Below are 11652 nucleotides of genomic sequence, written 5' to 3'. Positions count from 1 at the left end.
AATGTCGCAGTCTTCCAACGCCCAATTTTCCGCACAATCCCCGGCTTACTCGCTTCTCGAGCTGGCATCGGTACGCGAAGGTGATTCTGTTGGCCAGACCCTGGCCAACAGCGTGGCCTATGCGCAGCATGCGGAGAGCCTCGGTTTTCAGCGCTTCTGGCTGGCCGAGCACCACAACATGGAAGGCATCAGCAGTTCCGCAACGGCCGTTCTGGTGGGACACATCGCCGGCGCCACCAAAACACTTCGCGTGGGTTCGGGCGGCGTCATGCTGCCCAATCACCCTCCCCTGGTGATCGCCGAGCAGTTCGGCACCCTGGAAAGCCTTTATCCCGGACGCATCGACCTGGGCCTTGGCCGGGCACCTGGAACCGACCCGATTACCAGCCGTGCCCTGCGACGGGAAGGCCTGGGGGCGGAGCAGTTCCCCGAGGATGTTGCACGACTGCAGACCCTGCTTGGCCCGCTTCAGCCTGGCCAACAGGTAAAGGCCATACCCGGTGCCGGCACCAACGTGCCCATCTGGCTGCTCGGCTCCAGCCTTTACAGCGCCCAGCTCGCCGCCATGCGGGGCCTGCCCTACGCCTTCGCCGGCCACTTTGCGCCACGGCTCTACCGCGAGGCGATCCAGACCTACAGGGATAACTTCCAGCCCTCGGAGCAGCTGGACAAGCCCTACGTGATACTGGCTGTTCCGGCGGTGCCGGCGGATACCGACGAAGAGGCACAGTTCCTCGCCACCACCAGTTACCAGCGTATTCTGTCTCTGTTCCGTGGCCAGCCCCTATGGATGCGGCCGCCGGTGAAATCCATGGACGGACTGTGGAACAGTGGCGAGAAAGCCGGCGTGAAGGATTTCCTGTCGCTGCAATTGCTGGGCAGCGAGAACAGCATTCGCGAGCAGCTGGAGCGTTTACTGCAGACCGTGGAGGTAGACGAATTGATGTTCACCGTGGACCTCTACGACCCGGAGAAACGCCGGCACGCGCTGGACATTCTCGCGGCAACCCGACACTGAACCCGCTCACCGGAGGTCATCATGGCGACATCTGACATTCACGTATTCCTGTCCCACGGACTGGAGAGCGGCCCCGGAGGTACCAAGGTGCAGGCCCTGAAAGCGGAAGCGGAAACCTTCCCCGGGGTCACCGCGATCGCGCTGGACCATCGCAACACGAAAGTCCCCATGGAGCGCCTGCAGCAAATGAAAGAGGCCATGGCAGAGGCGGGAGTCAGTCCGGAGCGCACCGTCCTGGTCGGTTCCAGCATGGGGGGTTGGGTGTGCGCCCGTACCAGTGCCGAAACCCCGGTACTGGGGTGTTTCCTGCTGGCACCCGCGCTGGCAATGTCCGCCTATCCCCAGTCCAGCCCGCGGATTCAGGCCCGGCATACCCAGATCATTCACGGCTGGGACGATGATGTGGTGCTACCCATGCCGGTGATGGAACTGGCCCGGGAACAGAAGCTGCCATTGCTGGTGCTGCCGGACGGGCATCGGCTGGAAAACAGCCTGGAGCGACTGGTGAGCGAATTCAGGATATTCATGACCGGCTGTCTGGCGACAAACTGACAGGCAGGCTGGTCTCTATCTCATCCGCGAGGCCTCGAATACCGCCAGCTCTTCTCCGGCCTCACCCAGCAACCGTAGCTCGATGCCGCCCAGATTGACCCCCACGGTCTTAGCCAGTGCGGCAAACAGCTGGCCTTCCGTCTGGTTGTCAGGGCAGGCCATACGGGTGCTGCTCATGGAATCAAACAGCAGGTTTTCGCCCTCGACGCGATATTTACCCATGTACTGGTTGCAGCCACTGAACCCACTTACCCGGCCATCGTCCAGGAACAGAATATGGGCTTTCTGCTCACTGTCGGTTTCCGGCACAGGCTCACCGGCAACGCTCACCAGCTGCCAGTAGGTATTGGTCAGCGGCATCGCGACCACATCGCCGCCCGAGCCATGCCTGGCCGGCGAGCTTGTGCAACCGGCCAGCCATAGCACAGCGAACAGTGTTACCAGATACCCCGGTATACGCATGGTTCCTTTCATTCCATTCCTCCGTGCTGCGGGTTAGTAATGGCCGGCAAGTCACGACAACAATCTTGCCAGTCCTGATGCCCTGATCACCCCGCGTCCCACCGCCTCTTTGAGAACGCCTTGCTGGCTCACCACCAGGCTCAGCCAGTGACGGGCACGGGTGATGCCGGTGTAGACCAGCTCCCGGGTCAATACCGGGGTCAGGCGGTCCGGAATCACCAGGCAGGCGTGGGTAAACTCGGAGCCCTGGGACTTGTGCACCGTCATGGCGTAGACGGTCTCCACGGACTGCAACCGGCTTGGGGATATCCACCGGATGGTTCCACTGCCGTCACTGGACGGAAAGGCCACCCGCAGGGTATCGACCGACTCACCGGCGTCGTTGCGATCCCAGGGCACACTCAGGGTGACGCCAATATCGCCATTCATCAGGCCCAGATTATAGTCGTTTCCGGTAATCAGTACCGGACGGCCCTCGTACCAGCCCTCGGTGCGATCGACAAGGCCGGCACCGCACAGGCGCCCGGCGATCTCCCGGTTAAGCCCTTCCACCCCGAATGGGCCCTGGCGCAGCGCACACAGAACCTTGAAGTGGTTAAACCCTTCAAGCACGTCGGTCGCCCAGTGGTCCCAGTGTTCGCGCCCTTCGGTTTCACCGGCGGCGCCGGGTTTCTGGTCGCGGATGATACGCAGGTAATGGCCATAACCCACAGGCGGGTCGACCGGCTCGTTATTGACCAGACGCCCCTCACCATTGTTCCGGAAACGTTCCCGGCTGCCTGTGAGGGCGTGGCCAGCCAACAGCTCCGTGCCCGGTGCGTTGGCGCCAGCGCGGGCAGAACCACTATCCGCCGTGAGCCAGGCCACGTCTTCAAAGGCCTGTTCCCGGCACTGGCTGATCAGCTGCCTGTCCAGTTTGCCTGCGTTGGTGGCTATGGCCAGCACGCCGATACCGCTGTGTTCGTCAAAGCGATAGCTCTTGCGGAGCATGGCAACCGCCTGGTCCAGGGGCAGGCCGTCAGTATCCGTCAACGGCGATGGCAACTGGCATCCGGTGACCGATTCGAGCCATTGCGCCGTTTCCGGCAGGTAGTGGGCAGCCTCGGCACGCTGACAGAGCTCCCCCAGCACCGCGCCGGCATCCACCGAGGCCAGCTGGTCCTTGTCGCCCAACATGATCAGCCGGGCCTTATCGGGCAACGCCGCGAACACCGAGGCCATCAGGTCCACATCCACCATCGAGGCTTCATCAATGACCAGAATATCCAGCGGCAGAGGGTGATCCTCGTTATGGCGAAACTTCCGCGAACCTGGCCGGCTACCCAGTAACCGGTGCAATGTGGTGACCTGGGTGGGAATAGCCGACCTGTCGGGCCGGCCCGGCAGCTGTTCCAGGGGCAGGCGATCAACCGCACCACCGATGGACTCACTCAGCCTTGCAGCGGCCTTGCCCGTAGGTGCCGACAGACGAATACGCAGGTAAGGGCTGACACCATCAGCACCGGCCGATTCACGGGCCACCGACTGCAGGGCCGCCAGCAGATTCACCACCGTGGTGGTCTTGCCAGTGCCGGGGCCACCGGTGATCACGCTGAATCGGTTCCGGGCTGCAAGAGCACAGGCTATTTTCTGATAATCCGGCTCCTGACCAGTCCCGAACAGGGTATCCAGCGCACGGGCCAGCAGGCTTGAATCCACCAGCTCCGCGCGGTCTGCCAGACGCATCCGTATACCGCCGGCAATGGCCTGCTCGTAGCGCCAGAAACGGCGCAGGTATAACCGGGAGCCATCCAGTATCAGTGGAGTCGCCTGCTCGCCGTCACCCACCGCACTGCTTTGCCCGAGAAGCGCAACAAGTTCGCCCGGGCTGACGTCGGCAAACAGGTCGGAGGGCCGCAGGCTATCAGCCGGAAGTGCGCCCACGCCTTCCGGCGGCAGCACCAGCGTGGGTTCGGTGTCGCGGCAAAGGTGGTTTATATCCAGGCAGACATGTCCACGCCCCACCTGGTGAGAAACCATGGCGGCCAGCAATGCCAGCATGGCCGACGGTTGCTCGCCCTGTTCACTGACAATGTTGCAGACAAAAGCCGCGAAAGCATGGTCCAGGGCACGGATCCAGTCGCGCTCGACCCAGTCGTCCAGCAGAGTCAGCGCTTCAGGAGCACTGCCAGGCAAGGATGCCGTGTGCGCCGGCACTTCGTCGAACAGGTCCTGGATGTATCCGCTGTCCCCCGTCATGCTGCCCTCTCCTGTTGACCACTGAACAGCCGGTCCAGTTGCTCGATCAGTTCACGGGGCGGCCGCTCAGTGAAGGCGCCGGCGCCAGGTGTGTCACATCCTCGCAGGAACAGGTAGACCGCACCGCCAACATGGGTGTCATAGTCATAGTCCGGCAGCCGCGACTTCAGCAGGCGATGCAGAGCCAACAGGTAAATGACGTACTGCAGGTCATATCGATTTTCGAGGATTTTCTCTATCATCACGTCGTTGGTATAAGCCTGGTCATCCTCCCCCAGGACGTTGGACTTGTAGTCGAGCACGTAGTAGCGGCCCCCGTATTCGAACACCAGGTCAATAAAGCCCTTGAGCATACCGTTGAAAGTGGTTTCGTGGGCTTCCGGCCGGTTCTCGCCATTCAGGGTGTGCTGGCGAACCAGTTTGTCCATGGTGCGGGTATTTACCTGGTGGCTTTCAAACCAGAATTCCAGCTCCGGTCGGAAGGTTTCCAGACCTGCTAGGGAGCAGCTCCCCCCGCTATCCGGCAGGGGAATATCCGCAGTGACCAGCGTGTGGATCCAGGTTTTCAGAGTCTCCACCCAGTCGCTCCAATTGCGCAGTTTGCAACGACGTTCCAGCAATTCATGGAGATCATCCGGTGTGTGGGCTACCTTTCGGAATCCCTGGGTGGCGCACCACTCCAGAATATCGTGAAGGAAGGTGCCCGGGCCGGCCCCCCTGGGGAAGCTGTGCTGGTTGAAGGGAAGCGGGCCTTTGGCCACTGCATCGGTTGAGGCTGCGATATCGGTGCCTGTGCTTTCATCTTCCTCTCGCAGGTTCTCCTGTTCCGGGTCCTCACTGGCGGGGGCAAACTCGCCATCAAAACGACTACGGGCGCCATAGGTGATAGCGGAGTAGCTGGCAATCCACCAGTTTTCCTTCGCTTCACGCACGGGCTCCAGAGCCTTACCAAGCTCGGGTTCCGTTTCACCGGCATAAACATCGTCCCCGGGCTCAGGCACCGGCGCTACCTCGATCGCGGGCTCGCCGGCGGCCATAGCCTGCAGGAAGGGCATCAGATCAGTGTCGTCCTCACTGGCCTCACGGCCCACCAGGTGCCCCAGGCCGCTCTGGCGCCAGCCCTTGATACCGGCGGCGCCTACCCAGGTGGCGTGGCGGGAGCGGGTCAGGGCGACATAGAATTTGCGGATATCCTCGCCCAGTCGTTCACGGTCAGCCCGGGCGAGAGTGTCGTCATCCGGTTCCAGGGAAATCCGGAGTTTGCCCTCATCGTCGTGGTACTTGATGAAGGCCTGGTTCGGTTTTTCCTCACGGAATTCGGTGGCGAACGGCAGGAAAACCAGCGGGTATTCCAGGCCTTTGGACTTGTGCACAGTGACCACCTTGACCAGCCCGGCGTCACTCTCCAGGCGCATAGTGCGGTGTTCGTCCTCGTCGTCGGACTCACGCAGCATCTCGGTGTAGTGATGGATCAGGGCATGTTCACCGTCCAGTTGCTGGCTGTCCTGCTGCAGCAGTTCGGCAATATGCAGGATGTCAGTCAACCCGCGTTCACCGTCCGGCCCGGCCAGCAATTTGGCCGGCACTTCGTAGTCCATGAGCAGACGTCGCAGCATGGGCAGAACGCCCTGCTGTTGCCAGAGTTCCCGATAGCCCTGGAAGCGGTTGATCTCCCTGTCCAGCGCGTTCTCGTCGCTGAGCAGCCGGTCCAGGTCCTGGTAGGCCAGGCCCATGGTGGGTGTGGCCAACGCCGCGCGAATCAGTGACAACTGGCCGGGCTCGGCGCAGGCTTGCAGCCATTGCAACAACTCCATCGCCTGCGCCGATTGCAGCACCGAATTGCGGTCTGACAGGTACACACTACGAATACCCCGCGCACTCAACGCCCGCCTGACGGCATCCGCCTCGTCACGCTTGTTCACCAGGATGGCAATGTGTTCTGGTCGCAACTGCTCCAGCGGCTTGCCTTCAGCCCCGAACCCGGCCTCACTGGCCTGCCCCAGGTTCAGCAGGCGGGCAATCTCCGCCGAGCAGACCTCCGACATCGCCTCCCTGCCGGCTTCCTTGGCAATAGGTCGGTCATCCGCCAGGGTCCAGAACGTCAGTGGCGGCTGTGGCTGGCCCTGCACGCACCACTGCTGGTCGGTACCCTTGGCATTTACCGGGCTGAATGGCAGCGGGTTGTCTTCGGCGGTACGGAACAGGAATGCCCCTTCCGGCAGCGACTGGTCCGCCCGGGCAAACACACGGTTGACGCCATCCACCATGGCAACAGCGGAGCGGAAGTTGGTGCCCAGGGTATAGGTGCGGCTGCTGACGGCACGGCGGGCGTCCAGATAGGTATGGATATCCGCACCCCGGAAACCGTAAATGGCCTGTTTGGGGTCGCCGATCATCAGCAGGCTGGTGTCCTGGTCGTTACTGGCCACCCGGTAGATGCGATCAAAGATCCGGTACTGGACCGGGTCGGTGTCCTGGAATTCGTCAATCATCGCCACCGGGAACTGGCGGCGAATGGTCTCGGCCAGTCGCCCGCCCTGAGGGCCGCCCAGGGCTTCATCCAGGCGGGTAAGCAGGTCGTCAAAGCCCATGCTGGCGAGGCGCTGCTTTTCACTGTCCAGACGTTTGGCAATCCAGCAGGCGGCGTGGTTGAGAATGTCCGGTTTTGCCACCGGCATGGCTTTGAGAGCCGGTTTGAGCTCGGCGATGGCGTCCATGGCCGGATGATGGGGCGGCTCGTCATCGCCGGTCCATTTTTCCGCAAAAGCGTCGGCTTCCAGGGTATCGAAGCCCTTGGTGCGTTTGCTGGAAAGGAATTCATGGGGTTCGGCGGCGTCCGTGGTGGCCCATTCCCGCAGGTAAGCCACAGCCTTCTGGATGGAGTTTTTCGTAGTGCCGTGCAGGGGTTTGGGTTTGCGCTTGCCGGTCTCCGACAGCAATTCATCCAGTTCATCACACCAGGCCGGCCAGGGGGCTTTCAGCTCCCTGAGTCTCTGCTCACGTCGGGTTTTCGCGTGATCTGCGGCTGCCACCGGATCACGCTCCGGCACAGGCAGGGCATCGACATGAGGCAACAGGTTACGAACGGACTGACGCAGGCTTTCCGGGGTTTTCCAGTTATCCAGCACCTCGCTCATCAATTCAGGCGGCAGCGGATACACGAAAGTGCGCCAGTAATCCCGCACCACGGTGTCCAGCAGATCGGTCTGGCTGGTTTCCAGGGTTTGACGGAACAGGCTGCCGCTGTCAAAGGCGTGCTCGCTGAGCATGCGGTTGCACCAGCCATGGATGGTGGAAACGGCCGCCTCGTCCATCCATTCCGCGGCCAGCAGCAGTTTGCGACGACAGGCCGGCCAGTCCGCCGATGGACACGCATTGCGAAGGTTGACCAGCGGGTCTTTCGCCGTTGCGGCGGTATCCACAGTATCCGGTTGCACTGCAAACAGGGCCGCGGCTTCGGTCAGGCGCGCGCGGATACGGTCCCGGAGTTCCTTGGTGGCGGCTTCGGTAAAGGTCACCACCAGCAGGTGGGGGGGCATGATGCCCTCTCCAAGGGACTCTTCGGCAGTGCGATGCCCGAGCACCAGTCGCACATAGAGCAGTGCCAGGGTAAAGGTTTTTCCGGTGCCGGCACTGGCTTCGATCAGTTGGCTGCCGCGTAGTGGCAGTGTCAGGGGGTCGAGTTTGCGAACGCTTCCGGTCATGACGCTTTCTCCCTGTTAGCGCCATTGCTCTTTGCCCGGCCCGCCTGCTCCGCATGCCAGAGCGGTTCGTACAACGCCGACACCAGTTGCACAAATTGCTCACTGGCAAGCAACTGCCCGAACTCCGGGAAAGCCCTGTGCAGGTAGCCGCTGTCCCGGGCAAGGGACTTATTGTAGGCCTCCTCGGCTTTTTGTAGCGCTTTGTCTTCATTGCCCTCACCCCTGGCGGGATAAAAACCCCGCAGATAGGCGAAGGCTGCCCCGGAGTCCACCGGCAGCGGCTGTGTCTGACCCTGCATCCAGGCATCCAGCACCTTCGCGAGACATTCGCCGGCGGCCGCACTGTCCATGGGCAACAGGTTGACAATGCGCTGTTCCTCTTTGGCGATGACCAGGGTATGGAAAGCCTCAAAGCGCAGGTTGCCCGCCAGGTGGGTCACCCAGTGGTCAAGCAGGGCCGGGAATCGCAGCTGGCGAGAACCACCAGACCCTTCCAGAAGGTTGCTGCTGGCAATCACTACCCTGCACACGGCGCCATCCGGCCGGGTGCGCAGATTGCCAAGAAGGTCGCTGACAGCCACGGAATCTTCACCACGCTGATGGTGGTAGTCGAAGCCCGTCACGTCTTCAATGGCCTCGGGCCAGAGGGTCAGGGCTTCCTGGTAGCGCCTGTGCAGGTCCGGCATGCGGCTTTCCAGCTGCCGGGTCAGAGCGTACTCCGTCAGCCCCATGCCCAGCTCGCCCCGGCGGGCCATGCTGGCAAGGGAGCTGTCCAGACGTTGCTGCAGTTCAGCTTCGTTACCGGCTTTCATCACTGCCTGACGAATCAGCTCATCCTCCAGGCGCCAGTGTTGCAAGCCATCCATGGCGAACGCTTCGTTGTCGGTATCCAGGCTCTCCACATCCGTAAAACGTACCTGTAGTCGACGCTGATAAAAGATCTCTACCGGTCGTTTAAGAAAGGCACCGATCTCACCCAGGGTGATCGGGCCTGCCGGTAGCAGATAGCTCAGCACCGGTTGCTCCGCCTCAGTTGCCCGGGACTGGTGGGCACTGAGCCATTCGCTGTCGTAGGTGAACAGCCGACGCGCGGACGGAACGTCGTTCACATCAGGAAAGTACTCGCGGCTGAAGGGCTGCAGCGGGTGTTCAATGGTCAGGGCAACGGAGGCTGACTCGTCGGATGCCGCCACCTGCCAGACCGCATCGAGGTGATCCCGGAGCTGGCTGACCAGTACCGACGGTGGACGTTCTGAGTCGTCGCGAATACTGCGCCCTACCCAGCTGATATAAAGCTGCTCCCTTGCGGACAGCAGGGCTTCCAGAAACAGGTAACGGTCGTCTTCCCGGCGGGAACGGTCGCCGGGCCGGTAATCCAGGGCCATCAGGTCAAAATCCACCGGCGGGCGGGAGCGGGGGTAATCGCCATCGTTCATGCCCAGCAGGCACACGTGCCGGAACGGGATGGCTCGCATCGGCATCAGGGTGGCAAAATTGACCTTGCCGGCGAGGAAGCGCTGGTTGAGGCCGCCCTCCTCCAACCCTTCCAGCAGGATTTCGCGAACGATATTCAGGGGCAGCTCTACCTCTCCCATGCCGGCGCTGTCGCAGTCCTGAAGCCACTGCTCCGCCTGCCGGCGCAAACGGTTCACCAGCAGCAGCTCGTCGTCTGACAGGTCATCGAAGAAACGTTCGAGTATCGATTGCAGCAGATCCAGCCAGCCTGCCGGTGTTGCGGTAGCCCGGAGTTCGTGCCAGAGATCTTCCAGCCGGTCGATGAAGCGGCACAGATTGCCGGCCACACTGGCCTGCAGGCCGCCAATTTCCTCGAAGGGCTCAATACCCTGCCAGGGGTCGTCGCGGCCGGTGCCATAGCCCAGCAACATCCGCCGCAGGCCGGCCTGCCAGGTGTTGCGCTCCAGACCATCGGGCAGGTCGAGGCTACTACGGTGGTCACTGTGCAGGCCCCAGCGGATATTGGCGCCCTCAACCCACTGACGCACCAGGGGCAGGTCGCCTTCGGCAATGCCAAACCGGCTCCGTACCGCTGGCACTTCCAGCAGGCTGATGATCTCGCTGACACCAAAGCGGCTTTCCGGCAGGGCCATCAGGGTATCCAGCGCAATCAATACCGGCTGACGGTGACGCTGGCCCTGGTCTGAAATGGTAAACGGAATATAGCGGCGGGACGACGACGGATAGCGGCCAAAGACTGCCTGGATGTGGGGTGCGTAGGTATCCACATCCGGCACCATGACAATCACATCCCGGGGCCGAAGCACCGGGTTGCTGTTGAACGCCGCCAGCAACTGGTCATGGAGAATTTCCACTTCACGCTGTGGGCTGTGGGCATTGTGAAACACCACGGAATCGTCCCGGAACGGGTCCAGGCTGCGCTTCTGGTCCAGCATCTCCTGTTGCGATGTGAGCGTGCGTATATCGTTCTGGATCTGGTGCAGCAGCAACGGCTGTTCCGGTTCGCCGTGAGGCGTGAAGATATCAATGCGGCCGTCCGGCGTGGCGATGCGGCTTTTATACGCCTCCGGATTATCAAATTCGTCCAGCAGGCGGATATAGTCCCGCCCCTGCTTGCCCCATGCTGCCAAAAGCGGGTTGGCGTGCTGGTGCAGATCATCAGGGTCGGTCAGTTGTGCCAGTTTCGGGTGGGCCAGCCCCCGCTTGCGGTCGGCATTCAGCAGGTCACGATCGCTGATAATGTCCGCCCAGTAGAACTCGCTGGGGTTGTGGACGCAGAGCACCACCTGGCTGACCCGACTGAGGATCGATAGCGCTTCCAGTGCCTGCTTCGGCAGTGAGGAAACGCCAAACACCACAATGCGCCTGGGCAGGTCTGCCGGTCGGTCTGCCGCGGTCAGCGTCTGCCCTTCCTCCATGAAACGGGTATGGATGCGCGAGCGGCTGGTGCCGGCCAGTTCACCAACATCCGCTACCAGTTTGCGCCACAGTACCGCCTGCCAACGCAACTCCTCGCCCAGCTCCCGGTATTCGCCCCTGGCCATCTGCAGGCGGTCATGCCCGGCTTCCCAGTCAGCAAGCCAGTCGGCGCGGAACACCTGATACTGGTCGAACAGATCGGCAATCTTGCCGGCCAACTGGTAGCGGCGTGTTTCGGTATCCGCGCCGGCCATGAATCTCTGCAGCGGGGCAAACACGCCGTCCTGGGCTATCAGATCCGGTAGCAACCGGAACAGACGCCAGACCAGGCGGGACTTGTCGAAAGGCGACTGTTCCGGCACCCCGGCGTGGGTCAACACTGCACGATAGGCCTGCCAGATAAAGCGGGCGGGGAACAGGAAATCCATGCCTGCAGCGACACCCATGCCGCCATTGTTGCTGCCCGCCCCGGGACTGGAGGGATCCTCCGCCAGGGCGAGCTTGAGCCACTGGGCAATGCCGTTGCTCTGCACCAGAAAGGTTTCACTTTCCAGGGGCGGCAAAGGGCTGTTCCGACAGATCCAGACCACTGCCCGGCGCAGGTCTTCCAGATGATTGGCATGGATGGCGTGAAAGCCGGGCTCAATGGATGGCGTCGCTGGCATACCTGCCCTGTGTGTATTTTCGGTTAAGAACTGAGAGCCTATCACAACTTGAACGGGCTGCCGGGACGGGTAGCCTCCGGCGCCAGGTAAATTTGCCAATTTCTTGCGAAATCGGGAT

Annotated in this window: 6 protein-coding genes; 2 read left to right on the top strand and 4 right to left on the bottom strand. The window is 62.0% G+C overall.

Annotated features, from left to right (window positions below; genetic code table 11):
* Nucleotide 1 precedes the first annotated feature (1 nt).
* Nucleotides 2-1018 carry an LLM class flavin-dependent oxidoreductase gene (locus FDP08_RS14520; protein ID WP_137436841.1) on the top strand — a complete coding sequence of 339 codons (1017 nt, stop codon included), beginning with the start codon at nucleotides 2-4 and terminating at the stop codon, nucleotides 1016-1018.
* A gap of 21 nt (nucleotides 1019-1039) precedes the next feature.
* Nucleotides 1040-1570, top strand: coding sequence for a YqiA/YcfP family alpha/beta fold hydrolase (locus tag FDP08_RS14515; protein ID WP_137436840.1), 531 nt, complete (start codon nucleotides 1040-1042; stop codon nucleotides 1568-1570).
* Between the two features lie 15 nt (nucleotides 1571-1585).
* Here the strand turns inward: FDP08_RS14515 and FDP08_RS14510 are convergent, their stop codons facing one another.
* From FDP08_RS14510 to recC, 4 genes are read right to left on the bottom strand one after another with little or no spacing between them, the layout of a single operon-like run.
* Nucleotides 1586-2044 carry an META domain-containing protein gene (locus tag FDP08_RS14510; RefSeq protein WP_137436839.1) on the bottom strand — a complete coding sequence of 153 codons (459 nt, stop codon included), beginning with the start codon at nucleotides 2042-2044 and terminating at the stop codon, nucleotides 1586-1588.
* A 39-nt stretch (nucleotides 2045-2083) separates the two neighbouring features.
* Nucleotides 2084-4270: an exodeoxyribonuclease V subunit alpha gene (gene recD / locus FDP08_RS14505; protein ID WP_137436838.1), complete on the bottom strand. Its 2187-nt coding sequence runs from the start codon at nucleotides 4268-4270 to the stop codon at nucleotides 2084-2086.
* Nucleotides 4267-7974 carry an exodeoxyribonuclease V subunit beta gene (recB, locus tag FDP08_RS14500; protein ID WP_137436837.1) on the bottom strand — a complete coding sequence of 1236 codons (3708 nt, stop codon included), beginning with the start codon at nucleotides 7972-7974 and terminating at the stop codon, nucleotides 4267-4269. The genes recD and recB overlap by 4 nt, the downstream gene beginning before the upstream one ends.
* Nucleotides 7971-11534 (bottom strand): exodeoxyribonuclease V subunit gamma, encoded by a 3564-nt coding sequence (gene recC / locus FDP08_RS14495; RefSeq protein ID WP_137436836.1) that lies wholly within the window; start codon nucleotides 11532-11534, stop codon nucleotides 7971-7973. Before recC ends, recB begins: the two co-directional genes overlap by 4 nt.
* Nucleotides 11535-11652: the final 118 nt, after the last annotated feature.

The organism is Marinobacter panjinensis (assembly GCF_005298175.1).
In the GTDB taxonomy this organism is placed as follows: domain Bacteria; phylum Pseudomonadota; class Gammaproteobacteria; order Pseudomonadales; family Oleiphilaceae; genus Marinobacter; species Marinobacter panjinensis.
The sequence above is the reverse complement of the archived record's forward strand: the minus strand, read 5'-3'. Positions and strand labels throughout refer to the sequence as shown.